Origin of the sequence: Paracoccus versutus, from assembly GCF_000763885.1 — a bacterium.
Lineage (GTDB): Bacteria > Pseudomonadota > Alphaproteobacteria > Rhodobacterales > Rhodobacteraceae > Paracoccus > Paracoccus versutus.
The window spans coordinates 1-24,236 of record NZ_JRKO01000067.1 but is presented as its reverse complement, the minus strand read 5'-3'; the positions used below and the strand labels follow the sequence as shown (position 1 = coordinate 24,236).

Annotated in this window: 27 protein-coding genes and 1 pseudogene; 21 read left to right on the top strand and 7 right to left on the bottom strand. The window is 68.6% G+C overall.

The window, feature by feature from the left end; all coding sequences use genetic code 11:
• The 4 genes from IT40_RS22565 to cydX all read left to right on the top strand — a co-directional run.
• Window positions 1-841 (top strand): ATP-binding cassette domain-containing protein (locus IT40_RS22565; RefSeq protein ID WP_157034097.1); only part of this gene is annotated, 841 nt, incomplete at its 5' end.
• An 84-nt stretch (window positions 842-925) separates the two neighbouring features.
• Window positions 926-2,503 carry a cytochrome ubiquinol oxidase subunit I gene (locus IT40_RS22560; protein ID WP_036759959.1) on the top strand — a complete coding sequence of 526 codons (1,578 nt, stop codon included), beginning with the start codon at window positions 926-928 and terminating at the stop codon, window positions 2,501-2,503.
• Between the two features lie 4 nt (window positions 2,504-2,507).
• A complete protein-coding gene (gene cydB / locus IT40_RS22555) occupies window positions 2,508-3,659 on the top strand; it encodes a cytochrome d ubiquinol oxidase subunit II (RefSeq protein ID WP_036759958.1) in 1,152 nt (383 codons plus the stop codon).
• Between the two features lie 12 nt (window positions 3,660-3,671).
• Window positions 3,672-3,794: a cytochrome bd-I oxidase subunit CydX gene (gene cydX / locus IT40_RS28000; RefSeq protein WP_072464076.1), complete on the top strand. Its 123-nt coding sequence runs from the start codon at window positions 3,672-3,674 to the stop codon at window positions 3,792-3,794.
• 186 nt (window positions 3,795-3,980) lie between these two features.
• Here cydX and IT40_RS22550 read toward each other — a convergent pair whose 3' ends face one another.
• Window positions 3,981-4,415, bottom strand: coding sequence for a DsrE family protein (locus IT40_RS22550; RefSeq protein WP_036759956.1), 435 nt, complete (start codon window positions 4,413-4,415; stop codon window positions 3,981-3,983).
• Window positions 4,416-4,723: 308 nt separating this feature from the next.
• Here IT40_RS22550 and IT40_RS22545 point away from each other — a divergent pair, with 308 nt between their 5' ends.
• From IT40_RS22545 to IT40_RS22530, 4 genes are all read left to right on the top strand, one after another.
• Window positions 4,724-5,038: a ribbon-helix-helix domain-containing protein gene (locus tag IT40_RS22545; protein ID WP_036759954.1), complete on the top strand. Its 315-nt coding sequence runs from the start codon at window positions 4,724-4,726 to the stop codon at window positions 5,036-5,038.
• Between the two features lie 101 nt (window positions 5,039-5,139).
• Window positions 5,140-5,535 (top strand): VOC family protein, encoded by a 396-nt coding sequence (locus IT40_RS22540; RefSeq protein WP_036759952.1) that lies wholly within the window; start codon window positions 5,140-5,142, stop codon window positions 5,533-5,535.
• Between the two features lie 49 nt (window positions 5,536-5,584).
• Window positions 5,585-6,127, top strand: a complete 543-nt coding sequence (locus IT40_RS22535) for a twin-arginine translocation pathway signal (protein ID WP_036759949.1) — start codon at window positions 5,585-5,587, stop codon at window positions 6,125-6,127.
• Window positions 6,128-6,138: 11 nt separating this feature from the next.
• Window positions 6,139-7,719, top strand: a complete 1,581-nt coding sequence (locus IT40_RS22530; RefSeq protein WP_036759947.1) for a GMC family oxidoreductase — start codon at window positions 6,139-6,141, stop codon at window positions 7,717-7,719.
• 45 nt (window positions 7,720-7,764) lie between these two features.
• Here the strand turns inward: IT40_RS22530 and minE are convergent, their stop codons facing one another.
• Genes minE through minC form a run of 3 tightly spaced genes read right to left on the bottom strand, consistent with a single transcriptional unit; the run spans window position 7,765 to window position 9,634 of the window.
• Window positions 7,765-8,043 (bottom strand): cell division topological specificity factor MinE, encoded by a 279-nt coding sequence (gene minE, locus IT40_RS22525; RefSeq protein WP_036759945.1) that lies wholly within the window; start codon window positions 8,041-8,043, stop codon window positions 7,765-7,767.
• Between the two features lies 1 nt (window position 8,044).
• Window positions 8,045-8,866, bottom strand: coding sequence for a septum site-determining protein MinD (minD, locus tag IT40_RS22520; protein WP_083539308.1), 822 nt, complete (start codon window positions 8,864-8,866; stop codon window positions 8,045-8,047).
• Window positions 8,867-8,887: 21 nt separating this feature from the next.
• A complete protein-coding gene (gene minC / locus IT40_RS22515) occupies window positions 8,888-9,634 on the bottom strand; it encodes a septum site-determining protein MinC (RefSeq protein WP_036759941.1) in 747 nt (248 codons plus the stop codon).
• Between the two features lie 288 nt (window positions 9,635-9,922).
• On the opposite strand from minC, the gene IT40_RS22510 reads away from it, so the two are divergent.
• The 11 genes from IT40_RS22510 (at window position 9,923) to IT40_RS22460 (ending at window position 19,684) form a co-directional block, all read left to right on the top strand.
• Window positions 9,923-10,570 carry a phosphoribosyltransferase gene (locus IT40_RS22510; protein WP_036759940.1) on the top strand — a complete coding sequence of 216 codons (648 nt, stop codon included), beginning with the start codon at window positions 9,923-9,925 and terminating at the stop codon, window positions 10,568-10,570.
• Between the two features lie 91 nt (window positions 10,571-10,661).
• Window positions 10,662-11,630 carry a TRAP transporter substrate-binding protein gene (locus tag IT40_RS22505; RefSeq protein WP_036759938.1) on the top strand — a complete coding sequence of 323 codons (969 nt, stop codon included), beginning with the start codon at window positions 10,662-10,664 and terminating at the stop codon, window positions 11,628-11,630.
• A gap of 6 nt (window positions 11,631-11,636) precedes the next feature.
• Complete coding sequence (locus IT40_RS22500) at window positions 11,637-12,131, top strand: TRAP transporter small permease (RefSeq protein WP_036759936.1); 495 nt, start codon at window positions 11,637-11,639, stop codon at window positions 12,129-12,131.
• Complete coding sequence (locus IT40_RS22495; protein ID WP_036759933.1) at window positions 12,124-13,413, top strand: TRAP transporter large permease; 1,290 nt, start codon at window positions 12,124-12,126, stop codon at window positions 13,411-13,413. Before IT40_RS22500 ends, IT40_RS22495 begins: the two co-directional genes overlap by 8 nt.
• A gap of 413 nt (window positions 13,414-13,826) precedes the next feature.
• The gene (napE, locus tag IT40_RS22490; RefSeq protein ID WP_036759931.1) at window positions 13,827-14,006 is read left to right on the top strand and encodes a periplasmic nitrate reductase, NapE protein; all 180 of its coding nucleotides are present in this window, start codon (window positions 13,827-13,829) and stop codon (window positions 14,004-14,006) included.
• Window positions 14,007-14,015: 9 nt separating this feature from the next.
• The gene (locus tag IT40_RS22485) at window positions 14,016-14,354 is read left to right on the top strand and encodes a chaperone NapD (RefSeq protein ID WP_036759929.1); all 339 of its coding nucleotides are present in this window, start codon (window positions 14,016-14,018) and stop codon (window positions 14,352-14,354) included.
• Complete coding sequence (napA, locus tag IT40_RS22480) at window positions 14,351-16,846, top strand: periplasmic nitrate reductase subunit alpha (RefSeq protein WP_036759928.1); 2,496 nt, start codon at window positions 14,351-14,353, stop codon at window positions 16,844-16,846. The genes IT40_RS22485 and napA overlap by 4 nt, the downstream gene beginning before the upstream one ends.
• Entirely contained in the window at window positions 16,819-17,304 is a 486-nt protein-coding gene (locus tag IT40_RS22475; RefSeq protein ID WP_036759926.1) for a nitrate reductase cytochrome c-type subunit, read from the top strand. Before napA ends, IT40_RS22475 begins: the two co-directional genes overlap by 28 nt.
• Window position 17,305: 1 nt before the next feature.
• A complete protein-coding gene (locus IT40_RS22470; RefSeq protein ID WP_036759925.1) occupies window positions 17,306-18,019 on the top strand; it encodes a cytochrome c3 family protein in 714 nt (237 codons plus the stop codon).
• A gap of 299 nt (window positions 18,020-18,318) precedes the next feature.
• Window positions 18,319-18,732: a nucleoside diphosphate kinase regulator gene (gene rnk / locus IT40_RS22465; protein ID WP_036759922.1), complete on the top strand. Its 414-nt coding sequence runs from the start codon at window positions 18,319-18,321 to the stop codon at window positions 18,730-18,732.
• 226 nt (window positions 18,733-18,958) lie between these two features.
• Window positions 18,959-19,684 carry a spermine/spermidine synthase domain-containing protein gene (locus IT40_RS22460; RefSeq protein WP_036759920.1) on the top strand — a complete coding sequence of 242 codons (726 nt, stop codon included), beginning with the start codon at window positions 18,959-18,961 and terminating at the stop codon, window positions 19,682-19,684.
• Here the strand turns inward: IT40_RS22460 and IT40_RS22455 are convergent.
• Window positions 19,606-20,583 (bottom strand): mechanosensitive ion channel family protein, encoded by a 978-nt coding sequence (locus tag IT40_RS22455; RefSeq protein WP_036759918.1) that lies wholly within the window; start codon window positions 20,581-20,583, stop codon window positions 19,606-19,608. The genes IT40_RS22460 and IT40_RS22455 overlap by 79 nt on opposite strands.
• Window positions 20,584-21,052: 469 nt before the next feature.
• Complete coding sequence (locus IT40_RS22450) at window positions 21,053-21,850, bottom strand: hydroxypyruvate isomerase family protein (protein ID WP_036759916.1); 798 nt, start codon at window positions 21,848-21,850, stop codon at window positions 21,053-21,055.
• Window positions 21,851-21,905: 55 nt separating this feature from the next.
• Between IT40_RS22450 and IT40_RS22445 the strand changes: the two genes are divergently transcribed.
• Window positions 21,906-22,127 carry a hypothetical protein gene (locus IT40_RS22445; protein ID WP_208021420.1) on the top strand — a complete coding sequence of 74 codons (222 nt, stop codon included), beginning with the start codon at window positions 21,906-21,908 and terminating at the stop codon, window positions 22,125-22,127.
• Window positions 22,128-22,636: 509 nt separating this feature from the next.
• Here IT40_RS22445 and IT40_RS22440 read toward each other — a convergent pair.
• Window positions 22,637-23,389 (bottom strand): ABC transporter permease, encoded by a 753-nt coding sequence (locus tag IT40_RS22440; protein ID WP_036759960.1) that lies wholly within the window; start codon window positions 23,387-23,389, stop codon window positions 22,637-22,639.
• Window positions 23,390-23,642: 253 nt separating this feature from the next.
• On the opposite strand from IT40_RS22440, the pseudogene IT40_RS22435 reads away from it, so the two are divergent.
• Window positions 23,643-24,236: pseudogene (locus IT40_RS22435) on the top strand (hypothetical protein); the annotation flags it as partial.

Sequence of the window (24,236 nt, the reverse complement as noted above, 5' to 3'; positions counted from 1 at the left end):
CCCGGCCGGGGGGGTGGCGTTGGGGGGGGGGCTGGCGGCGGTGGGGCCCTTGGCCCGGTTGCGCCGCGGGGGGAGGGGGCGGCCCCGCGGCCTGACCGCGGCCCGCGGGCGGGGGCCGCGGCTGGCCCGCCCCCCTGCCCCGCCGGCCGCGCCCCTGCCCGAACCGGGCTTTGCCGCGCAGCTGCAAGGCGTCGGGCTGCGCCATCCCGGCGCGGCGCGGGCGGTGCTGGCCGGGATCACCCTGGAGCTGCGCGTGGGCGAGCGCCTGGCGCTGATCGGCGCCAGCGGTGCCGGCAAGTCCAGCCTGCTCGCGCTGCTGGCCGGCGAGGCCGCGCCCGAAGGCGGCCGGATCGCCCGCAGCCCGGCCTGCCTGATGACCCAGCGCAGCGAGCTGTTCCGCGACAGCCTGCGCGACAACCTGCGCCTGGCCGCGCCGGGGGCCGACGACGCCCGGCTGCTGGCGGCGCTGGAGGCGGCGGGCCTTGGCCCCGAGGTGGCGGCGCTGCCGGCCGGGCTCGACACCCGGCTGGGCGAGGACGGGCTGGGCCTCTCGGGCGGGCAGGCGCGGCGGCTGGCGCTGGCGCGGCTGGTCCTGCACGATGCGCCGCTGTGGCTGCTCGACGAGCCGACCGAGGGGCTGGACGCCGCCACCGCCCGCGACGTGATCGCGCGGCTGCAGCCTTGCCTGGCCGGGCGCAGCGCCGTCATCGCCACCCATATCCGGCGCGAGGCCGCACTGGCCGACCGCCTCGTCCATATCGACCAGGGCCGGATCGCCGCGATCCATGCCAGGGGCAGCGCCGGCTTTGCCTCGGCCCTGGCCGGTCTGCGCCCCGACTGAGGGCGCCCAAAACCACCGACGCCCGCCACCGGCGGACGCCTCTGCATGACCCCGGCCCCGGCCGGGAAGAAACAAGGCAAACCGATGGAATTAGACATCGTCACCCTGTCGCGGCTGCAATTCGCATTGACCGCGCTCTACCATTTCCTGTTCGTGCCCCTGACGCTCGGCCTGTCGATCCTGCTGGCGGTGATGGAGACCGTCTATGTCATGACCGGCCGGGCGATCTGGCGCCAGATGACCAAGTTCTGGGGCACGCTCTTCGGCATCAACTTCGTCCTGGGCGTCGCCACCGGTATCGTGATGGAGTTCCAGTTCGGCATGAACTGGAGCTATTACAGCCATTATGTCGGCGACATCTTCGGTGCGCCCTTGGCCATCGAGGGGCTGATGGCCTTCTTCCTGGAGGCGACCTTCGTCGGGCTGTTCTTCTTTGGCTGGGACAAGCTTTCCAAGCTCGGCCACCTGCTGTCCACCTATGCGGTGGCCATCGGCTCGAACTTCTCGGCGCTGTGGATCCTGATCGCGAACGGCTGGATGCAGCACCCGGTCGGGGCCGAATTCAACCCCGACACCATGCGCATGGAGGTCCACGACTTCTTCGCGGTGCTGTTCAACCATGTGGCGCAGACCCGCTTCGTGCATACGGTCTCGGCCGGCTATGTCACGGCCTCGGTCTTCGTGCTGGGCATCTCGGCCTGGTATCTGCTCAAGGGGCGCCATATCGACCTGGCCAAGCGCTCGATCACCGTCGCGGCCTCGTTCGGGCTGTTGTCGGCGGTCTCGGTGGTGATCCTGGGCGACGAGGGCGGCTACCTGGCCTCGGAACACCAGAAGATGAAGCTGGCCGCCATCGAGGGCATGTGGGAAACCCAGCCGGCGCCGGCCTCGTTCACCCTGGTCGGCATCCCCGACATGGAAGCGCGGACCAACCATTACGCCATCCACATCCCCTGGGTGATGGGCCTGATCGGCACCCGCTCGCTTACGCAGGAGATTCCCGGCATCCTGGAACTGGTGGACAAGGCCGAGGACCGCATCCGCAGCGGCATCGTCGCCTATGACGCCTTGCAGGACTATCGCGCCGCGCCCTCGCGCGAGGCGGTGCCGCCCGAGTCGGTCAGGGCCTTCGAAGAGCATGGCGACGACATGGGCTATGCGCTGCTTCTGACCAAATATGTCGAGGATCCGCGCAACGCGACCGAGGAACAGATCGCCCAGGCCGCATGGGATACCGTGCCGCATGTGCCGACGCTGTTCTGGGCCTTCCGCATCATGGTGGGCATCGGCTTCGTCAACGTGGCGCTGATGGCGGCCTTCGTGGTGGTTTCGGCCCGCGGCACGATCACGCGCCGGCCCTGGCTGCTGAAAGCCGCCGTCGCCGCGCTGGCCCTGCCCTGGATCGCCGCCGAGGCCGGCTGGATCGTGGCCGAGTTCGGCCGCCAGCCCTGGAGCATCGAAGGCGTGCTGCCCACGGTCGCCGCCGCCTCGTCGCTGACGGTGCCGACGCTGCTGTTCACCATCGCCGGCTTCACCCTGATCTATTCGGTGCTGATCGTGATCGAGATGCGCCTGATGCTGGCCGCGATCCGCAAGGGGCCGCAGCCCGACCACGGGCCCGAGGCGCCGCTTCTGCCTGCCCGTTTCGTTCCCGCGGAGTAAGACCATGATCCTGCATGAATTGCTGACCTATGAAACCCTGCGCGTGATCTGGTGGGTGCTGCTGGGAGTGCTGCTGATCGGCTTTGCCGCCACCGACGGCTTCGACCTGGGCGTGGGCATGCTGCTGCCTTTCGCCGGCCAGACCGACATGGAGCGCCGCGTGGTCATCAACACCATCGGCCCGGTATGGGAGGGCAACCAGGTCTGGCTGGTCCTGGGCGGCGGCGCGATCTTTGCCGCCTGGCCGCCGCTTTACGCCGTGTCCTTTTCCGGCTTCTACATCGCCATGTTCGCGATCCTTGCCGCGCTGATCCTGCGGCCGGTCGGGTTCAAGTATCGCTCGAAGCGCGAAAGCGCGCGCTGGCGCGGCAACTGGGACTGGGCGCTGTTCGTCGGCGGCTTCGTCCCCTCGCTGATCTTCGGCGTCGCGGTCGGGAACGTGCTGCAAGGCGTGCCCTTCCGGCTGGGCTCGGACCTGCGCATCTTCTACGACGGCGGCTTCTTCGGCCTGCTCAACCCGTTCGCGCTGCTCTGCGGCCTGCTGTCGGTGGCGATGCTGGCCATGCACGGGTCCGCCTGGCTGGTGCTGAAGACCTCGGGGCCGGTCGCCGGCCGGGCGCGGCGCTTCGGCAGCTGGGCGGCCATGGCCACCGTGCTGCTTTACGCGGCGGGCGGGCTGGCGCTGTGGCTGTTCGTCGACGGCTATCGCATCGCCGGGGCCATCGACCCGAACGGGCCGTCGAACCCGCTGGCCAAGACGGTCGAGATCGCGCCCGGCGCCTGGTTTGCCAATTACGCCGCGCATCCCTGGATGCTGGCCGCCCCGGCCCTCGGCTTCCTGGGCGCGCTTGGCGCGCTGTGGTCGCTGAACTCGGGGCGCGAGGTCCGCACGCTCTTGCTGAGCAAGCTGGCGATCTTTGGCATCATCTCCTCGGTCGGGCTGTCGATGTTCCCGTTCATCCTGCCCTCCTCGGTCATGCCAGGGGCGAGCCTGACGGTCTGGGACGCCTCGTCCAGCCACCTGACGCTGTTCATCATGCTGGTCTGCACCGGGATCTTCCTGCCGATCATCGCGCTCTACACCAGCTGGGTCTACAAGGTGCTGTGGGGCAAGGTCGAGGAAAAGGACATCACCGAGGGCGGTCACGCCTACTGAAAGGAAAACGCAATGTGGTATTTCGCATGGATCCTCGGCCTGCCGCTGGCCGTCACCTTCGCGGTGCTGAACGCGATGTGGTTCGAGATGATGGAGGACAAGGCCGCCGCCAGGGAGGACACCGAAAGCGCCTGAACGGCGGATGACCCCGGCACCCGGACGCCGCGGCATGCGCGTCCGGGACAGCGGCCTTGCCGCTTCGGCCGGATCGGCCGCTGCGGCAAGGTGCCGGCCCGCGCCGCCCCACCCATCGCGGGCCGCACAAACGACAAGGCCGCCCGGCAAGGGCGGCCTTTCCTTTCATGTCGCCACGAGGCGGGATCAGAAGCTCAGGACGGTGGTGTCCTCGGCGATCAGTTCGGCGGCCATCGCATCGGGCTTGGCGGGGGTCACGCCCTCCAGCAGCACCGAGGCATCGGCGCCCTTGCCGGGCAGGTAGATGGCGCAGACCTGCACCTTGACGCCGTTCTTCTCGATCATCTGCCGCATCAGGCCCTGGGGGCTGGCGCCCTGGGGCGGCTGGCCGGCGGTGGCGGTTTCCGGCGCTTCCTTCAGCGCCATGTCGCCGGCGGGACCGCACAGCAGGATCTGCGCCTCGGCCCCCTTGGCCACGGCATTCATGGTCAGCACCATCGCCATCAGCTGGGTCTGCGGCTCGGGCGCGGTCAGGATGGTCACGAGCTTGCGCCCCTCTTGGGCCGAGGCCGGCAGCGCGGCCGCAAGGGCAAGGACAGAAGCGGCGAGCAGGGTTTTCATCGGTTTCTCCTGATGCAAGATGCGATAATACGCATTTACGTATATTGCAGATGGCAACCGCCCGGACGGCGACTTATTGTCGCCCCATGCCGCCGGCAGGGACGAGTCGCGGCCGAAGATCGCTTCCAGGTGCCGGCGAAACCGCCTACTCGCAGCGCAGCGCCCGCCGACGCCGCCCTCTTGCCTGATCGGGCCCGATCGCGGCACCGGATTTCCCGCGCCGGACAGCACCCTGTCCAAGAAACTGGCATGACCCGCCTGCCGTGCTATGATCGGGGAACTTGCCTAGCCAGTTTGGGAACCATGCCATGTGCGAAGTCTTCTCCCGCCAGGATCCGCGCCGCTATCAGCCGACGACCCGCAAGCTGCGGCTGAACGGGCAAAGCACCTCGATCCGGCTGGAACAGGCGTTCTGGGACATCATCGACGAGATCGCGGCCGGCGAGGGCATGGCCACGCCCGCCTTCCTGTCCACGCTGCAATCCGAAGTGCTGCAACTTGGCGGCGAGCCGGTGAATTTCACCTCGCTGCTGCGCTGCGCCTGCCTGGTGCAGCTGGAATTGCGCGGCCGCGGCGCGCAGGATTTCCGCAAGGCCGCGCAGCAGGTGGCGCAGGCCGCCTGATCGCGGCATCGCGCAAGAAATCCGCGGCGTGGTAGCATGATGCTACCCGCGGGGCCGGCGTCCTTCCGATACTGGTGCAAAGATCGGAAAGGAAAGCCCGCATGGCCAAGATGATTCATTCGATGATCCGCGTGACGGACGAGGCGCGCTCGCTGGCCTTCTACAAGGCGGCCTTCGACCTGGAGCCGGTCGAGCGGCTGGATTTCGACAGCTTCACCCTGGTCTACCTGGCCAATGCCGAAAGCAGCTTCGAGCTGGAGCTGACCATCAACAAGGGCCGCGAGGAAGCCTATGACCTGGGCAACGGCTACGGCCACCTGGCCGTCTCGGTCGAGGATGTCGCGGCCGAACACCGGCGGCTGACCGACCTGGGCCTTGCCCCGCGCAAGCTGGTCGATTTCGCCCCCGGCGGCACGGTGATCGCCCGCTTCTTCTTCATCCAGGACCCGGACGGCTACGAGATCGAGGTGCTGCAACGCGGGGGCCGCTACCTCTAGGCAGGCAGCCCGCCGGGAGGGGCGGGCCAACCAACTCAGGGAGGAGTAAATGACTGTCATCCACAAATCCCCCTCTGGCAGCGATGTCAGGGGGCTGACCCGGCGCGGCCTGCTGGCGCGCGCCATGGCGGCGGGGGCGACCTTCGTGGTCGGCTCGGGCTTCGTCGCCGCCCGCGACGCGGCCTGGGCGGTCGAGACCGCCGCCCTGAAGCCCGAAACCATGGCGGTGCTGATCCAGATGGCGCGCGACATCTATCCGCATGACCGCATCGCCGACCGCTTCTATGCCATCGCCGTCAAGGCGCATGACGATGCCGAGCAGGCGCAGATGATCGAAGAGGGCGTGGCCGGGCTGAACCTTGTCGCCCAGGCGCAGGGCTTCGACGGCTACCTGGCCGCGGGCTGGGAAAAGGACCGCGTCGCCATGCTGCGCATGATCGAGCATACGCCCTTCTTCCAGACCGTGCGCGCGGGGCTCGTGACCGGGCTCTACAACCAGAAGCAGGTCTGGCCGGTCTTTGGCTACGAGGGCGAAAGCTTTTCGCAGGGCGGCTATATCGAGCGCGGCTTCAACGACATCGACTGGCTGTGAGGGAGGCGGACATGGCTGACAATATTGCAAAATTCGGGCATGACGATGCCTCGGTCGTGGTCGTGGTCGGCACTGGGTCGGGCGGCGGCGTGCTGGCCAACGAACTGGCGCAAAGGGGCGTCAAGGTCGTGGCGCTGGAGGCGGGCGGCCGCTACCTGCCCGAGGATTACATCAACGACGAATGGGACAGTTTCGCGCAGCTGAGCTGGGGCGACATGCGCACCACCTCGGGCGACTGGCGGGTGGCGCGGGACTTTGCCAACCTGCCGGCCTGGATCGTCAAGGCGGTGGGCGGCACCTCGATCCACTGGGCCGGCGCCTCGCTGCGCTTCCAGGAACACGAGTTCAAGGCGGCAAGCACCTATGGCGCGGTGGACGGCGCCAGCCTGCTGGACTGGCCGATCACGCTGGCCGAACTGGAGCCATATTACGACCTGGCCGAGAAGAAGCTGGGCGTCACCCGCACCAACGACCTGCCCGGCCTGCCGGGGAACAACAACTACCTGGTGCTGGAAAAGGGCGCCAAGGCAATGGGCTACAGCAAGGTCTCGACCGGGCGCATGGCGATCAACTCGGTCGACAATGACGACCGCATGGCCTGCCAGCAGACCGGCTTCTGCTTCCAGGGCTGCAAATGGGGCGCGAAATGGTCGGCGGCCTATACCGACATCCCGCGCGGCGAGGCGACCGGCAACCTGGAAGTCCGCGACCATAGCCACGCCACCCGGATCGAACATGACGAGGACGGCAAGATCACCGGCGTGCGCTATATCGACAAGGACGGGGCCGAGCAGTTCCAGCGCGCCCGCATCGTCGCCGTCGCCGGCAACTCGATCGAAAGCCCGCGGCTGCTGCTGGCCTCGGCCTCGGAACGCTTCCCGGACGGGCTCGCGAACAGTTCGGGCCAGGTCGGGCGCAACTACATGCGCCACACCACCGGCTCGGTCTATGCGATCTTCGAACGCCCGGTGCGGATGTGGCGCGGCACCACCATGGCCGGCATCGTCCAGGACGAGGCGCATCACGACCCCGCCCGCGGCTTCGTCGGCGGCTATGAGCTGGAGACGCTGGCCCTCGGCATTCCCTTCATGGCGGCCTTCATGGACCCCGGCGGCTGGGGGCGCGAGTTCACCTCGGCGATGGACAGCTACGAGAACATGGCCGGCATGTGGATCGTGGGCGAGGATCTGCCGCAGGAAACCAACCGCATCACCCTGAACCGCAGCGAAAAGGACCGCTTCGGCCTGCCGGTGCCGAACGTGCATTACGACGACCACCCCAACGACATCGCCATGCGCAACCATGCCTATGGCGTGGGCGAGCGGATCTATCGCGCCGCGGGCGCGACGCGGATCCTGCCGACGCCGCCCTACCCGTCCACGCATAACCTGGGCACCAACCGCATGTCGGAAAACCCGCGCGACGGCGTCGTGAACAAATGGGGCCAAGCGCATGACATCCCGAACCTGTTCGTCTCGGACGGTTCGGTCTTCACCACCTCGGCGGCCGAGAACCCGACGCTGACCATCGTCGCGCTGGCGATTCGGCAGGCGGAGCATATCGCCGCCGAAATGGAGAAGGGCGCGCTGTGACCACGACGCGCCCCGCCCCTGGCGGGCGGGGCCTGTCGGCCTGCCTCAGCTGGCGGGCCGCGCCTTCACCGGGCTGGCGTTGGGCAGCTCGATATTGATCTCCAGGCTGGACAGGTCGTCGCTGCGCTCCAGCTTGATGTCGACCGCATCGCCGTCGATTTCCATGTGCCGGCGCACCACCTCGAGGATGTCGCGCTGCAACAACGGCAGAAAGTCCGGGCTGGTTCCCCCGCTGGAACGCTCATGCGCTAGCAGGATTTGCAGGCGCTCCTTGGCGGTTTGCGCCGAACTGGGCTTTCGCTGACGGAATGAGAAACCGAACATGTCAGGCCGTCCGTCCCAGAAGCCTCTGGAAGAAGCCGCGGCGCTGGTCGCCGGGGTTCACCCGCATCTCGATCTGCTCGCCGACCAGCCGGCCGACGGCGTCGATATAGGCCTTGCCCGCCGGCGACTTCTCGTCCAGCGAGACCGGCGTGCCCTCGTTCGAGGCCTTCAGGACCGAGGTGCTTTCGGGGATGATGCCCAGCAGCGGGATGGCCAGGATTTCCAGCACGTCCTCGACGCTCATCATGTCGCCGTTGGCCGAGCGGGTCTGGTCGAAGCGGGTCAGCAGCAGCTGCGCCTTGACCGCGCTGCCGTCGCCCTTTTCCGCCAGCGCCGTCTTGGAGTTCAGCAGGCCCAGCACCCGGTCGCTGTCGCGCACGGACGAGACCTCGGGGTTCGTCACCACCACGGCCTCGTCGGCGTAATACATCGCCAGATGCGCGCCGCGCTCGATCCCCGCCGGGCTGTCGCAGACGATATAGTCGAACTCTTCGCGCAGCTCGTCCAGAACCTTCTTGACGCCTTCCTTGGTCAGCGCGTCCTTGTCGCGGGTCTGCGAGGTCGGCAGGACATACAGGTTCTCGAGCCGGCGGTCCTTGATCAGCGCCTGCTTCAGCTTGGCGTCGCCCTGGATGACGTTGATGAAATCGAAGACCACGCGGCGTTCGCAGCCCATGATCATGTCCAGGTTGCGCAGGCCCACGTCGAAGTCGATCACGGCCGTCTTGTGGCCGCGCATGGCGAGCCCCGCGCCGATGGCGGCAGAGGAGGTCGTCTTGCCGACGCCGCCCTTGCCGGATGTGACTACGATAACCTTGCTCACGAGCGTTTCCTTTCTCATGGGTTATTTGAGGGACTCGATGCGCAGCACCTCGCCCTGAAGATAGACCTGCACGTAATGCCGCGGCGTGTCGGCCCCCAGGTTCTCGCTGGTGCGATAAAGCCCGGCGATGGCCAGCAGCTCGGCATCGAGCGCATGGCAGAAGATGCGCGCCGAATCGTCGCCGTTGACGCCGGCCAGCGCGCGGCCGCGCAGGCGGCCATAGATGTGGATGTTGCCGGCGGCGATCACCTCGGCCCCGGAACTGACCGAGCCGACGACGATCAGGTCGCCGCGATCGGCAAAGACGGTCTGGCCCGAGCGCACCGGCTGCGCGATCAGGCGGTTCGCCGGTTCTTTCGGCGCCGGCGCGGGGGCCGGTTCGGGGCGGCTGCCCTGGCGCGAGACGCGCTCCAGCGCCGCGTCGCGTCCGCCGGGCAACGAGATCAGCCCGGCCTCGGCCGCTGCCTGCGCCTGCGCGGGCGTGCCGCTCTGGATGCCGAAGACCGACAGCTTGCGCCGGCGCAGTTCGGCGGTCAGGTGCAGCAGGTCCTGGGCGCGGTCCAGCCCCTCGGCCTGCTCCAGGTCGATGACCAGCGGCGCATTGTCGAAAAACAGCGGCGTCTGGTTCAGCCGCGCCTCCAGCGCCTCGAAGAAGGCACGGTCCGGCCGGCCGCTCAGATGCAGCGCGATGGCCGTGAAGGTGCGGCCGCGGATCTGTAAAGGCTTCACGGTCGCCACGGTCTGCGCCGCGCTCTTGCCGGATTGCATCTGTCTGCTCGGTCCCGCTCTGTTCTTCGTATTCGGACGGGCTTGGCCGGCCCGTTCCCTGGGCCATCTTCCTAATACGTCCCGGCCCCAGCGTCCATCGGCATCTGCCGCCCTGGCCGCCTTCGGCGGAACCGTGCGCAGCCGCCCGGCAGGCGCAGCCATTTTCCGGGCGCGTTTCGGGGGCGCGTTTCGGGGCGCGTTTTTGGGGGCAGGTTTTCGGGGCGCGGGAACATTCCCCGGCGGCGGGTGTTCGGTTCGCGGAAAACGAACAAGAAAGGAAGGGGCGGGATGTTCGCAGATCGCACGGATGCCGGCAGGCAGCTTGGCGCCGCATTGTCCGGTCACAAGGGCCAGCCGCTGCTGGTCCTGGCGCTGCCGCGCGGCGGGGTTCCGGTCGGGCTCGAGGTGGCCAGGGTGCTGGACGCGCCGCTGGACGTGATGCTGGTGCGCAAGCTCAGGGCGCCCGCGCATCCCGAACTGGCCATTGGCGCCATCGTGGACGGGGCGCCGCCGCAACTGCTGCTGGACGACCATCTCGTCGCCGCGACCGGGGCGACGCCCGATCACATCGCCGCCGAAAAGGCCCGGCAGCTGCGCGAGATCGAGCGCCGGCGCCAGGCCTATCGCGGCGGCCGGCCGGCACCCGATACCTGGGGCCGGACGGTGATCGTGGTCGACGACGGCATCGCCACCGGCGCCACCATGCGCATCGCCCTGAAGGCGCTGGCGCGGTCGGGCGCGGCCAGGGTGATCGTCGCCGTCCCCGTCGCCCCGCCCGACGTGCTGGAGAAGATCCGCGCCGATGCCGACGAGGTGGTCTGCCTGCGCACGCCCGAGCCGTTCCAGGCCGTCGGCCTGCATTATCGCGACTTCGAGCAGACCAGCGACGAAGAGGTGGTCCGCGCCCTGGCCGAGGCCGATCGCAACCGGGCCTGAACCCCGCCCGCGCGCCCAGGGGCCGGCAGCGGGATTGCACATTGTCGCCATGTGGCGCTAAATCCCTGCCGGACAGCGGAAGGGATTCAGCATGAAACACGTCTTTGCCGCGGCGCTTCTCTGCGCCGCCGTCGCCGCGCCTTCGTTCGCGCAGGAAATCAAGATCGGCTATGCCCTGGCCGAGGACAGCCATTACGGCGCCGGCGCCAAGGCCTTCGAAGCCTCGCTCAAGGAAAGCCTGGGCGACCAGTTCACCTTCCGCCACTTCCCCTCGTCGGGCCTGGGCGGCGAGCGTGAGGTGCTCGAGGGGCTGCAGCTCGGCACCGTCGAGATGACCATCGCCTCGGACGGGACGCTGACCAATTTCGTCCCCGAGGTCGGCGTGCTGGGCGTGCCCTTCCTGCTGCGCGACAAGGACCATGCCCGCAAGGTGCTGGACGGCGAGATCGGGCAAGAGATGCTGGCCAAGTTCGAGCCCGCGGGCCTGCATGCGCTGGCCTGGGGCGAGCAGGGCTTCCGCCACATCACCAGCAATCGCGGCGCAGTCGAGGCGCCGGCCGACCTGGACGGGCTGAAGATCCGCACCATGGAAAACCCGGTGCATATCGAGGCCTTCCGCGCCCTTGGCGCCGCCCCCACCCCCATGGCCTGGCCCGAGGTGATCGGCGCGCTGGAGCAGGGCGCCATCGACGGGCAGGAAAACCCGCTTTCGGTCATCGTCTCGGCCAAGCTGAACGAGGTGCAGAAATACCTGACGCTGGACGGGCACGTCTATTCCTCGACCATCATCCTGGTCTCGCCCTCGCTGTGGAACGGGCTGGACGATGCGCAGAAGGCGGCCTTCGACAAGGCGGCCAAGGACGCGGTCGTCGCGATGCGCGCCTATGTCGACGAGGTCGATGCCTCGGGCGTCGCCTCGATGAAGGATGCCGGGATGCAGGTGAACGAGCTTTCGCCCGAGCAGAAGGCCGCCTTCCGCGATGCGCTGGCCGGGCCCTACCAGCAATATGAGGCCCAGTTCGGCAAGGAGCTGATGGACCGCATCCAGGCGGTCGAGTAAGCCCCGATGCGCCGGATCGAACGCGCCTTCGTCACGCTGAACGGCGCCATCCTCGTGCTGGGGCTGGCGGCGATGTCGGTCATCGTCGGCTGGAACGTCGCCGGCCGCTACGTGACCGGCAATTCGCTGACCTGGGCCGACGAGGTGGCGCGTTACTCGATGATCTGGCTGACCTTCCTGGGCAGCGGGCTGGCCTTGCGCCATGGCGCCCATGCCGCCATCACCAATGCCCAGGACGCGTTGCCCGGCAGGGGCCAGCGCATCCTGCGCCTGGCGATCCTGCTGGTCCTCTTCGCCTTTTTCGGCTTCATGGTCTGGGTCGGCATCGACTACATGAACCGCATGTCGATCCAGCGCTCGGCGGCGCTCCAGGTGCCGATGAAATGGATCTATGCCGCGATGCCCGCCGGTTTCGCGCTGATGATCGTCCATCTTGCGCTGATCGCGCCGCAATACCTGCGCGCCGGCCTGCAGCATTCCGACGAGGCCCCCCTTGGTTGAGATCCTGATCGCCGCCTTCCTGATCCTGATGGTCATGGGGGTGCCCATCGCCTTCGCGCTGGCGATGGCGGCCTTCGCGGCGGTGGGCCTGTCCGGCCGCTATCCGCTGGTCGTGGTGGTGAAAGAGATGTTCACCGGCCTCGACAGCTTTCCGCTGCTGGCCGTGCCCTTCTTCATCCTGGCGGCCGAGATCATGTCCACCGGGGCGATCTCGCGCATGCTGCTGCGCTTCGCCTCGCAATTCGTGGGCCACCTGCGCGGCGGGCTGGGCTATGCCAACGTCCTGACCGGGACGCTGTTTGCGGGGATTTCCGGCTCGGCGCTGGCCTCGGCGGCGGGGCCGGGCGCGATGATGGCGCGGATGATGGAGCGCAGCGGCTATTCCAAGGCCTATGCCGGCGCGCTGACGATTTCCGTGGCGGTGATCGACCCGATCATCCCGCCCTCGATCACCATGATCATCTATGCGCTGCAGGACCGCAACACCTCGGTCGGCTCGCTGTTCATGGCCGGGATCCTGCCCGGCATCCTGATCGCGGCGCTGCTGGCGGCGGTGAACTGGTGGATCAGCCGCAAGCGCAACTATCGCAGCCTGGAGCCGCGCCCGCCGGTGGGCCAGATGGTCCGCAACAGCTTCGCCGCCCTGCCCGCCCTGCTGTTGATCGTGCTGATCGTCGGCGGCATCCGCGGCGGGGTCTTTACCCCCACCGAGGCCTCGGTCGTGGCGGTGTTCTATGCCATCCTGACCAGCGCCTTCGTCTATCGCGGCTTCACGCTGGCGGACCTGTGGGGGGCGTTCCTGCGCTCGGCCATCATGTCGGTGGCGGTGCTGATGATCCTGGCCGCCGCCCGCGCCTTTGCCTGGGTGCTGATCATCGAGGGCGTGCCGCAGGCCATGGCCGATGCGGTGATCGCCATGGACCTGTCGCCCATCGCCTTCCTGCTGATGGTGAACCTGCTGCTGCTGGGTTTCGGCATGTTCATGGACCCGCTGCCGGGGGTGATGATCCTGGTGCCGATCCTGGCGCCCATCGCCCACAACCTGGGCATCGCGGCGGATCATTTCGCCATCATCGTCATCGTGAACCTGACCTTTGGCCTGATGACGCCGCCGGTCGGCGGGCTGATCTTCGTCGTGGCCTCGGCGACCAAGCAGAAGCCCTCGGCGCTGATCCGCGAATTGCCGCCCTTTTTCCTGGCGGCCCTTGCCGCGCTGCTGATCCTGACCTTCGTGCCCGCCCTGTCCACCTGGCTGCCGCGGGTCAGCGGCTTCGCCCGTTAGCGCCCTCATGTCGCAGTCGGCCCGCAAGGGCCGATTCCGGCTTGACCTGCGGCTCGTTGTGTTTGACCATGCATAACGAATGTCATTGGCCGGGGGACGCCATGCGCAGGAATCGAGTGATGCAGAAGTCCGACTCGCCGGGCTGGTCGCGTCTATGCTGGTGATCGGCCTGACCCTGGCCGGGGCGCTTTACGGTCTTTGAGGCCGCGACCGGGGCCACGCCGCAAGCCCCGGCCATCTTGCTGAAAAGCAAGCCTTTTCAAGCGCGGCCTAGCACCCGGCTTCGGCCGGGCGCAGATCGCTTGGCCGGCATGATGCCGCGCCGGGGCGAATTTTGCTGGGAACCTTCTTCGATCCTTCACAGTTCCGTGGAAGATTGAACTGAGGCGTTTTGACGCACGGGTTGCCCAGAAATGATCGATTCCGCAACAGAAACCGATCGTCCCAAGCACCGGAAGCGGGATGAAATCATCGCATTCCTGATCCTGGCCGTGGTGATCTGGCCGATCCTGTCGGTCGCGATCGTCGGCGGCTACGGCTTCCTGGTCTGGATGTGGCAGCTCATTTTCGGACCCCCCGGACCCATACATTAGAGAGCGGCCATGCGCGAGCCAGACAGGACCCCCATCCAGCGACGCGACATTCTGACCGGAAAGCTGAAGCAAGACAGCGGCACGGAATCGCGGTTCCTCCACATCTCCAGCGCCATCGTCACGGCCCGGCCCGAGCGCGCGGCCGACCTGGCCCGGCGCCTTGCCGCCCTGCCGGGGACCGAGGTCCATGCCGTCAAGGACGCCAAGATCGTGCTGGTGCTGGAAGGCGCCTCGGTGGGCGAGATCGGCAGCCGCATGGCCGAGATCTCGGTCATGGAGGGCGTGTTCTCGGCAAACCTGGTCTTTGAACAGATCCTGCCCGCCGACGAGACGGAGGCAATGGCATGACCCTCTCGCGACGCGATCTGCTCAAGGCGCAGGCGGCGGGGATCGCCGCCATGGCCGCCAATATCCCGCTGGCTTCGCAGGCCCAGCCCGTGCCCGGCGGCGTCGAATCGCTGCAGATCACCTGGTCCAAGGCGCCCTGCCGCTTTTGCGGCACCGGCTGCGGCGTCATGGTGGGCGTCAAGGAAGGCCGCGTGGTCGCCACCCATGGCGACCTGCTGGCCGAGGTGAACCGCGGCCTGAACTGCGTCAAGGGCTATTTCCTGTCCAAGATCATGTATGGCCAGGACCGGCTGACCCAGCCCCTGCTGCGCAAGAAGGACGGCGTCTATGCCAAGGACGGCGAATTCACCCCGGTCAGCTGGGAGGAAGCCTTCGACACCATGGCCGCGCAGGCCAAGCGGGTGCTGAAGGACAAGGGGCCGACCGCCGTCGGCATGTTCGGCTCGGGCCAGTGGACCATCTTCGAGGGCTATGCCGCGACCAAGCTGATGCGGGCGGGGTTCCGGTCGAACAACCTCGACCCCAACGCCCGGCATTGCATGGCCTCGGCCGCCTATGCCTTCATGCGCACCTTCGGCATGGACGAGCCGATGGGCTGCTATGACGATTTCGAGGCGGCGGACGCCTTTGTCCTCTGGGGCTCGAACATGGCCGAGATGCACCCGATCCTGTGGACGCGGGTCGCGGACCGCCGGCTGGGCCACCCGCATGTCAAGGTGGCGGTGCTGTCCACCTTTACCCATCGCAGCTCGGACCTGGCCGACATTCCCATCGTCTTCAAGCCCGGCACGGACCTGGCGATCCTGAACTATATCGCCAACCACATCATCCAGACCGGCCGGGTGAACCGCGATTTCGTGGACCGCCACACCACCTTCGTCGCCGGCGCGACCGGCATCGGCTATGGCCTGCGCGAGGACGACCCGCGCGAGATGGCCGCGCGCACGGCCGAGGATCCGGCGGCGACCACCCCCTCGACCTTCGAGGCCTTCGCCGAACTGGTCAGCGAATACACGCTGGAGAAGGTCTCGGAACTCAGCGGCGTCGAACCGGGCTTCCTGGAACAGCTGGCCGAGCTTTACGCCGATCCCGACCGCAAGGTCATGTCGCTCTGGACCATGGGCTTCAACCAGCATGTGCGCGGCGTCTGGGCCAACCAGATGGTCTATAACATCCACCTGCTGACCGGAAAGATCTCGGAACCCGGCAACAGCCCGTTCTCGCTGACCGGCCAGCCATCGGCCTGCGGCACGGCGCGCGAGGTGGGCACATTCGCCCATCGCCTGCCCGCCGACATGACCGTGACCAATCCCGAACACCGCAAGCATGCCGAGGAAATCTGGCGCATCCCCCATGGCGTGATCCCGGAAAAGCCGGGGCTGCACGCGGTGGCGCAGGACCGGGCGCTGCACGACGGCACGCTGAACTTCTACTGGGTGCAGGTGAACAACAACCTGCAGGCCGCGCCCAACAACAGCAACGAAACCTGGCCGGGCTATCGCAACCCGGACAACTTCATCGTCGTCTCGGACGCCTATCCCACGGTGACGGCGATGGCCGCCGACCTGATCCTGCCCGCCGCCATGTGGGTCGAGAAGGAGGGCGCCTATGGCAATGCCGAGCGCCGCACCCATGTCTGGCACCAGTTGGTCGACGCGCCGGGCGAGGCGCGCTCGGACCTGTGGCAGATGATGGAGTTTTCCAAGCGCTTCACCACCGACGAAGTCTGGCCCGAGGAGATCCTGGCCGCCAATCCCAACTATCGCGGGCAGAGCCTGTTCGACGTGCTGTTCCGCAACGGCAGCGTGGACCGCTTCGACATCTCCGGGCTGAGCCCCGACTACGCCAACCAGGAATCGAACGATTTCGGCTTCTACGTCCAGAAGGGCCTGTTCGAGGAATATGCCGCCTTCGGCCGCGGCCATGGCCACGACCTTGCCCCCTATGACACCTATCACGAGGTCCGCGGCCTGCGCTGGCCGGTGGTGGACGGCAAGGAGACGCTCTGGCGCTATCGCGAGGGGCTCGACCCCTATGTCGAGCCGGGCGCGGGCGTGCAGTTCTATGGCAACCCCGACGGCAAGGCCAGGATCATCGCCGTGCCCTACGAGCCGCCGGCAGAGCCCCCGGACGAGGAATACGACATCTGGCTGGTGACGGGCCGGGTGCTGGAGCATTGGCATTCCGGCTCGATGACCATGCGCGTGCCCGAGCTTTACCGGGCCTTTCCCGGCGCCCGCTGCTTCATGAACCCCGAGGATGCCCGCGACATGGGCCTGAACCAGGGGGCCGAGGTGCGCATCGTCTCGCGCCGCGGCGAGATCCGTTCGCGCGTCGAGACGCGCGGCAGGAACCGGATGCCGCGCGGGGTGATCTTCGTGCCCTGGTTCGACGCCAGCCAGCTGATCAACAAGGTGACGCTGGACGCCACCGATCCCATTTCCAAACAGACGGATTTCAAGAAATGCGCGGTCAAGATCCTTTCCGTCTGATCCGGCCCGCCGCCATGGCCGGGATACTGCTGTTCGCCCTTGTCGGTGCCGCGCTGCCGCAGGACGAGCCGACGGTGCAGATCGTGCCGCCCCTGACCGGCTGGGCCGAGCCGATGTCCGAAGGCCAGATCCCGCCCCTGGGCCGGCCGATCACCGACGACGTGCGCCGGATGCGCAACTATCCCGAACAGCCGCCGGTGATCCCGCATTCGATCGACGGCTATCAGCTGAGCGTGAACACCAACCGCTGCATGGACTGCCACAAGCCGCAATTCACCGAAGGCTCGGGCGCGCCCATGATCAGCGTCACCCATTTCATGGACCGCGACGGGCAGGTGCTGACCGACGTGACGCCGCGGCGCTATTTCTGCACCGCCTGCCACGTCCAGCAGACCGACGTGAAGCCCTTGGTGCCCAACCAGTTCCGCGACGGCTATCGCCACGCCGGGAGCCCGTGACATGGGCTGGATCAGGGCAAGCATCCGCTGGGTCTGGGGCCGGGTCACCTGGTTCTGGCGCGTCATCAGCCGGCCCAGCAGCTTTCTCAGCATCGGCTTCCTGACGCTGGGCGGCTTTATCTGCGGCGTGATCTTCTGGGGCGGCTTCAACACCGCGCTGGAAGTCACCAATACCGAGAAATTCTGCACCAGCTGCCACGAGATGCGCGACAACGTCTATCAGGAGCTGATGCCGACGGTGCATTTCTCGAACCGCTCGGGGGTCAGGGCCAGCTGCCCTGACTGCCATGTGCCGCACCAGTGGACGGACAAGATCGCCCGCAAGATGCAGGCCTCGAAGGAGGTCTGGGGCAAGATCTTCGGCACCATCAGCACGCGCGAAAAATTCCTGGAAAAGCGGCTGGAGCTGGCCCAGCACGAATGGGCGCGGCTCAAGGCCAACGATTCGCTGGAATGCCGCAACTGCCATGCGGCGGTGGCGATGGACTTTACCAAGCAGACCCGCCGCGCGGCCCAGATCCACGAGCGATACCTGATCTCGGGCGAAAAGACCTGCATCGACTGCCACAAGGGCATCGCGCATCAGCTGCCCGACATGACCGGGATCGAGCCCGGCTGGCTGGAGCCGCCCGAGCTGCGCGGCGAGGAACAGGCGTCGCTGGGCCGCGGGGCCGAGGATCTGCGCCGCTACCTGGCCACCGTCGAGACCCGCTAGGGCGGCGCGGGCCCGACCCCTCTGCCCATGGGCCCGCCCGCGAAGGGGCCAGGCCTGAAGCCGGCGAGGCGGGTCTCTCGACTCGGGCTGGCCGCGCGGCTAGACTGGGCGCATGACCATGCCTATTCCCCTTTGCAAGAGCCGGTTCGGCACCGGTTTGCTGCTGACGCGCCAGCTGCCCCGGACAGGGGCGCGCTTGCGCTGACCTCGCGTCCGGGGCTTTCCTGATCCAGAAAATCCACCCCCGATCCGCCCCTGCGGCGGCTCCGGCGGGTCATGACATGACTGAAGGAGCCGACATGGCCAGAACATCGCGACCGCCGGTCACCATCGCCAGCGACACGCTCGACCGGCTCGAACGCCTTGCCGAAGGGGCGATGGCGCGCAATCCCGACCTTGCCGACCGGCTGCTGACCGAACTGGCCCGCGCCCGCGTCCTGGCGCCCGAGCGGATGCCCGAGGACGTCGCCGGCATCGGCAGCGCCGTCACCTTCCGCGACGAGACCACCGGGCGCGAGCAGACCGTCGTGCTGGCCTGGCCCGAGGATGCCGACATCGCCGCCGGCCGCGCCTCGGTGCTGACGCCGATCGGGGTGGCGCTGATCGGCCTGCGGGCGGGCGCGCGCTTCACCTGGGAGACGCGGGTGGGCGAAACGCGCGAGCTGACGGTGCTGACGGTCGGCCGCGCCGATCCAATGACCCCGGCGGCATAGGGGGCCTTGCGATGCGACCGGATCGGTCCTGCCGGGATCGCGGCCCCGCGCCGCGGCTCGGCCTGCCGCATCCCTCGGCGATCTTCCCGCTGCTGATCGGTTTCAGGGCCAACAATGTGCCGGGGTTGTCCGCGCGCTGAACGCCGGGCAACCCAAGGCCATTTTCCGAAACCGTCACGCAACCACCGGGGGGCCCTTCTGGCCTGCCCGATGTCGGGGATCGAACATGCCCATCTGGAATACCCTGGCCCGCGCCGGCACGGCGGCGGGCGACGAAATATTGCTGCGACAGCGCGGCGCCCTTTACGAGATCCGCTTCAACGGCCTGGAGCTGATGTCGAACCTCAACCACCAGTCCGAAACCGTGCTGGCCGAGCGCAGCCTGCGCCTGCATGGCCGGCCCGACGCCCGCGTGCTGATCGGCGGGCTGGGCATGGGTTTCACCCTGCGCGCGGCGCTGGAATTGCTGGGCCCCGCCGCGCAGGTCACGGTCTGCGAGCTTGTCCCCGAGATCGCCGGCTGGAACCGCGACCGCATCGGCCATCTGGCCGGCCACCCGCTGCGCGATCCGCGCGTCGCCCTGCGCGTCGCGGATGTGATGGCGGTGCTGGCGGAACCCCGCGCCGGCTTCGACGTGATCCTGATGGACACCGACAACGGGCCGGATTTCACCGTGCGCCCGGAAAACGGCCGGCTTTACGGCGATGACGGCCTTGCGGTGCTGCGCCGGGCGCTGCGGCCGGACGGCATCGCCGCCTTCTGGTCGGCCACCGCCTCGGACCCGTTCGAGCGGGTGTTGGACGCCCAGCCCTGGCATTGGCGGCGCGACGACATCCAGCTGACCGGCGGGCGGGTCGATGCCTTCCATCACATCTACCTGGCCTCGGCCGAGGCCGGGCGGATCGGCCTGCGGGCCCCGTCCGGCGCCTTGCCCGCGCTGGCGCTGTCCTGACCTTCGCCGCAGGGCATCCGGTCCGCCGCCAGCCGGATGCCCTGCTTGCGCAGCGCCGCATCGATCAGGCTGAAGACCTCGTTGCGGCAGGCCAGCTCGCGGTCGTGCTGCGGCACCCAGTATTTCACCCGATAGGTGATGCCGGCGGGGCCGTAATCCGTCACCTGCACCTCGGGCGGCTTGCCGGCCGAGATCATGCGCGCCGCCGCCGCGGCCTCGGCGATCAGCCGTCCCGCCTCGGCCACCGGCAGGTCGGCGGGCAGGGTCAGTTCGGCATGGTCGCGATATTCCTGCCGCGGCGCGCTGAAATTGGTGATTCGCCGCGACGAGATCTGGCTGTTGGGCAGGATGACATAGGTGCTGTCGCGGCTGACCAGCCGGGTGGTGCGCCAGCCGATCTCCTGCACCTTGCCCTCGGCCAGGGTTTCGATGCGCACCCAGTCGCCGATGCGGAACGGCGCCTCGATCCCCATCGCCAGCCCCGAGAACACGTCGGCCACGGCGTTGCGGACGGCAAAGCCCAGCACCGCCAGCACCAAGCCCGAGCCGGTCAGGATCCCGGACAGATCCTGGCGGAAGAACAGCGACAGGCTGGCCAGCGTGGCCACGGCCAGCAGCACGAACCATAAAAGGTCCAGCAGCACCTTGGGCACGGGGCGCCGGCCCTTCCGGCGCCGCAAGAGGCGCCGGGCGGCCAGCCCATGCGCCAGGCGCGCGCCGGCAAAGAAGGCGACGGAAAAGCCCGCGTTGCGCAGCGGCCCCGCCCAAAGCTGCAAGGCGGACAGGTCGGGATGGCGCCGCGCCAGCGGCTCGGCCAGCGTGGCGATGGCCAGCGCCAGGGCGATGGCCGCCGCCAGCCGCCACAGCAGGCCGGGGGCGGGGATGTCATCTTTCGCCATCGTCGCCCCCCTTTGCGCCCTTGCGCCGGGGCAGGCGGCGGGGCTCGGGCACCGAGAACGGCAATGGAAACGGAGAGCGGCAGATCGGACATCGCCGGGCGGCAGCCCTGGGGACATCCTCGCCGCAATGCGGGCAAACCGCCGGCAGGAAGGCGCGCAGCATGACGGAACCTCTTGGGAAAACGGGCTTGATTCAGCTTGACCCCGGCCAGCCGTCCACGCCTTGCGTGTCAACGGGGCCGGGGCAAGCCATGCGCCTGTTCAAGGCGCAGGGCGAATCTGTCCAAGCCGAAGCCTTGCAAGACGAAATCCCCATGCGCAAAATCCAAGAGGCCCCAAGGGGCCCACCCGTAAAGATGGCCATTGCCACTTTGATTTCAAGCCTCTGGAAACCGGCGCCGCCCTTGCCGCGGCAGGGCAACCGCGCTGTCGCGAAGGCGGCGATCCTTTCCGCCCCGCACCGCGGGCCCTATCGCCCCGACCGCGCGGCCCCGTCCCGCCCGGCATCCAGCCGGCGCTGGTGCAGCCAGTCCAGCGTCGCCTCGGTCGGCCCCTTGGGGCGGTATTCCGCGCCGATGGGCCGCATCCAGCCCAGATCGTCCAGAAGCGCGCAGACATGGCGATAGTCCAGCTCGCCCCCGTCGGGCGGGCCGCGGTCGGGAACCGAGGCGATCTGCACATGGCCAAGGATGTCCCGATGCGCCCGCAGCCGGCGCGAAATGTCGCCCTCCATGATCTGCAGGTGATAGCAGTCGAACATCAGCCGCAGGTTGTCGTGCCCGGCCGCCTCGATGATCCGCGCCGCCTGGTCCGAGCCGGCCAGGAAATAGCCCGGCGCGTCGTGCCGGTTCAGCGGCTCGATCAGGATGGTGATGCCAAGCGGGCGCGCCAGCCGGCAGGCATGGTCCAGGTTGGCCAGGAAGGCACGCTCGGCCGCCTGCCCCTCGGCCATGCCCGCCATGACATGCACCGCGCCGCAGCCCAGGGTGGCGGCAAGGTCCAGCGTGCGCGCGATCTCGGCCCGCGCCTCGGCCTCGCGCCCCGGCAGGGCGGCAAACCCGTTCTCGCCCGGCCGGCCGCGGCGGGTGTTCAGGCCCAGCAGCGGCAACCCTGTCTCGACCAGCGCCGCCGCCACCTGCTCATGCGGCACCTCATGCGGCCAATGGCATTCCACCGCGTCGAAGCCGGCGCGGCCGGCGGCGCGAATCGCCTGCGGCAGCGGCAGGTCGGCCCAGAGAAAGCCCAGATTGGCAGAGAACCGCGCCATTCACCCCCCCCCCGGCCCTTGTCATGCAGCGGCAACAAGGCACCCTCCGGCGGCCATGTCAACAGCGTTGGACGATGGTGACGGGCGGGCCGCATCGCGCCTGGGTCTGACCTTCATCGGCACCGATGATTTTTCCGGGCTGGGGCAGGTTCGCGCCGACTGGTCGCAGGCCGGCGCGCATCGGCTGCTGGTCGACCTGGACGGCGATGGCACGGCCGAGTTGACGATCGCGCTGGGCGGGCTGGAGCAGTTGAACGCCTCGGACCTGCTTCTCTAGCGGTCGCGGGGCGCAGCGCATTGCCCCGTGATCGGAGAGGCGCTCAGCAGCCGGTCGGCAAGGTCGGGGTGGCGCGCCCTCGCCCCCTCGGCAGCGCATCGCCCGGCCCTGCTGGCCAAGGGATGTCGCGGTCGGCGGCCTGCACGGCGTGTTCCAGCATCATGCGGCGATGATCCCGGCGGCGCTGCGCGCCGTCCTGCACGAATGCCGCATCCGCTTTCCGGTGGCGGTCGGGGGGCGCAGCACATTGCCCCGTGATCAGCGCATGGCCTGGAGCCTGCGGGTTCAGGCCTGGGCATGGCCGGATGCAGAGGCGCTGTCGGTGCCGGCGGGCCTGGGGCCGATGGGTTCGTGTTCTCGGCGGGGCCGATGGCTGTGCGCCTGCCTGGTGCGCGCTCCGATCCGGCCCTGGGCGGCGAGGGCACGGCACAGGACATGGCGTGCGTCACGGCCCGGATCACGGCCCGGATCACGAAAGGCGGGGGGCCGGGGCGACGCCGCCCCACGCATCATCGTTCGAGGAGTTTCTGGTGGTTTCTCTCGAGCAGGGCGAGGCCGGCGAGCAGGAAGACCAGGGCGATGGCGACGACATAGGCCTGGCTGATATAGCTGGCCTCGTAGGTGGCGTAAAAGCCGCGGCGCATCAGCCCGGTGCAATGGATCAGCGGGTTGTACCACAGCAGGTCCTGCGCCCGGACCGGCATCATGTCGTAAAGGAAGATCACCCCCGAGATCAGGAACAGCGGCCGGGTCAGGATGTGCCAGATCCGCTCCCAGACCGGGAAGGCGTTCATCAGGTAGCAGTTCAGCGTCCCCACCCCGGTGCCCAGCAGCGCCACCAGCAGCAGCGCCTCGAAGACCCCGGCCATGTCCACCGGCCCCGGCAGCTGGTAGGCCAGGAAGATGCCGCCGATCACGATGGCGATCACCGCGACATGGGTCAGCGCGTTCAGCACCACCCGCGCCAGCAGCGCATCGAGGAAGGTCACGCTGGGATAGGCCAGGAAGGGCCGCGAGAAGCGGATCGAGGCGGCGGTCTTGTTGGCCAGGTCGGTGAACATGGCAAAGGGCAGGTAGCCGGTGGCATAGAACAGCGGGAAGTTCGAGCCCAGGCCCGGGCTGCGCAGCGCCATGCTGAACAGCACCGACAAAAGCGCCACGCCCAGCACCGGCTCGAGCACCGCCCAGACATAGCCGCCGGCCGAGCGGCCGTAGCTGGTGGCCATCTCGCGCAGCATCAGGGCCACCACGGTGCGCGGCATGCGAAAGCGCGGCCCGTTGCGCGACGGGCGCTGCGGCCGGCGGGTCGGGCCCGCATGGGCTGCGCCGGCATGGCTTTCGTCGGGTGGGCTTTCGCCGGCTGGGCTTTCGCCGGCACGGGCCTGGCCGGCTGGGCCTTGGGGGTGGCGGATTTCCGGGGCGGTATCGGACATGTGAACGCAAACACTGGTCTGGACGGGCGGCAATATGTAACAACTGCGCCCGAAAGGTAAACCAGCGAAAGCGCACCTGCCCGTGACCACCCCCTCCACACCGGCCGGCGGCAAGGCCGGCCAGCCCGCCGAGCCCGCCACCCGGCAGCCGGGCGCCGCCCTGCCGCGGCAGGCCGAGGCCGAGGCTGTCGCGCCCCGGCCGGCCGCGCCCGCATCGCAATCCGCATCCCAGGCCGCATCCCGGCCGGGGCCGCAAGCTGTCTCGCAGACTACCGCCCAGGCTGGCCCGCAGCGCCCCTTCCAGAACCGGCAGGGCTTGGGCGTGACGCCGCCGAAGCCGCCGGAAGGGGCACGGGAAGGGGCACAGGAAGGGGCACGGGCGGAGACGAAGCGCCAGCCCGAACCGGCGCAGGACCCGGCGCAGGAGAAGCCGGAGCCACCGCAGGAGGCCGCCCAGGAGAAGACGGCGCAGGAGAAGACGGCGCAGGAACTGGCGCGGGAGCGCCGGGCGGCGCGGGCGCGCCGGCTGGCGGCGCAGTCCCAGGCCAAGCCGCCGGCGCTGCGCCCGCAGGGCCAGCCGATCCCGGTCCGGCCCATGCCGCCGGCCCAGCCCGCCGCCCAGCCTGCCGCCCAGCCGCCCGCGCGCCGGCCGGCGGCCCCCGTCCCCGCTCCGGCA

Coding starts and splice junctions, on each gene's coding strand:
- IT40_RS22500 (WP_036759936.1), top strand. CDS start 11,637: ATGCGCCGGATCGAACGCGCCTTCGTCACGCTGAACGGCGCCATCCTC.
- IT40_RS22450 (WP_036759916.1), bottom strand. CDS start 21,850: ATGGCGCGGTTCTCTGCCAATCTGGGCTTTCTCTGGGCCGACCTGCCG.
- IT40_RS22550 (WP_036759956.1), bottom strand. CDS start 4,415: ATGAAAACCCTGCTCGCCGCTTCTGTCCTTGCCCTTGCGGCCGCGCTG.
- minC (WP_036759941.1), bottom strand. CDS start 9,634: ATGCAATCCGGCAAGAGCGCGGCGCAGACCGTGGCGACCGTGAAGCCT.
- IT40_RS22445 (WP_208021420.1), top strand. CDS start 21,906: ATGTCAACAGCGTTGGACGATGGTGACGGGCGGGCCGCATCGCGCCTG.
- napA (WP_036759928.1), top strand. CDS start 14,351: ATGACCCTCTCGCGACGCGATCTGCTCAAGGCGCAGGCGGCGGGGATC.
- IT40_RS22455 (WP_036759918.1), bottom strand. CDS start 20,583: ATGGCGAAAGATGACATCCCCGCCCCCGGCCTGCTGTGGCGGCTGGCG.
- IT40_RS22530 (WP_036759947.1), top strand. CDS start 6,139: ATGGCTGACAATATTGCAAAATTCGGGCATGACGATGCCTCGGTCGTG.
- IT40_RS22475 (WP_036759926.1), top strand. CDS start 16,819: ATGCGCGGTCAAGATCCTTTCCGTCTGATCCGGCCCGCCGCCATGGCC.
- IT40_RS22535 (WP_036759949.1), top strand. CDS start 5,585: ATGACTGTCATCCACAAATCCCCCTCTGGCAGCGATGTCAGGGGGCTG.
- IT40_RS22505 (WP_036759938.1), top strand. CDS start 10,662: ATGAAACACGTCTTTGCCGCGGCGCTTCTCTGCGCCGCCGTCGCCGCG.
- IT40_RS22540 (WP_036759952.1), top strand. CDS start 5,140: ATGGCCAAGATGATTCATTCGATGATCCGCGTGACGGACGAGGCGCGC.
- IT40_RS22440 (WP_036759960.1), bottom strand. CDS start 23,389: ATGCCGCGCACCGTGGTGGCCCTGATGCTGCGCGAGATGGCCACCAGC.
- IT40_RS22470 (WP_036759925.1), top strand. CDS start 17,306: ATGGGCTGGATCAGGGCAAGCATCCGCTGGGTCTGGGGCCGGGTCACC.
- IT40_RS22485 (WP_036759929.1), top strand. CDS start 14,016: ATGCGCGAGCCAGACAGGACCCCCATCCAGCGACGCGACATTCTGACC.
- IT40_RS22460 (WP_036759920.1), top strand. CDS start 18,959: ATGCCCATCTGGAATACCCTGGCCCGCGCCGGCACGGCGGCGGGCGAC.
- cydB (WP_036759958.1), top strand. CDS start 2,508: ATGATCCTGCATGAATTGCTGACCTATGAAACCCTGCGCGTGATCTGG.
- IT40_RS22560 (WP_036759959.1), top strand. CDS start 926: ATGGAATTAGACATCGTCACCCTGTCGCGGCTGCAATTCGCATTGACC.
- cydX (WP_072464076.1), top strand. CDS start 3,672: ATGTGGTATTTCGCATGGATCCTCGGCCTGCCGCTGGCCGTCACCTTC.
- IT40_RS22545 (WP_036759954.1), top strand. CDS start 4,724: ATGTGCGAAGTCTTCTCCCGCCAGGATCCGCGCCGCTATCAGCCGACG.
- napE (WP_036759931.1), top strand. CDS start 13,827: ATGATCGATTCCGCAACAGAAACCGATCGTCCCAAGCACCGGAAGCGG.
- IT40_RS22510 (WP_036759940.1), top strand. CDS start 9,923: ATGTTCGCAGATCGCACGGATGCCGGCAGGCAGCTTGGCGCCGCATTG.
- rnk (WP_036759922.1), top strand. CDS start 18,319: ATGGCCAGAACATCGCGACCGCCGGTCACCATCGCCAGCGACACGCTC.
- minE (WP_036759945.1), bottom strand. CDS start 8,043: ATGTTCGGTTTCTCATTCCGTCAGCGAAAGCCCAGTTCGGCGCAAACC.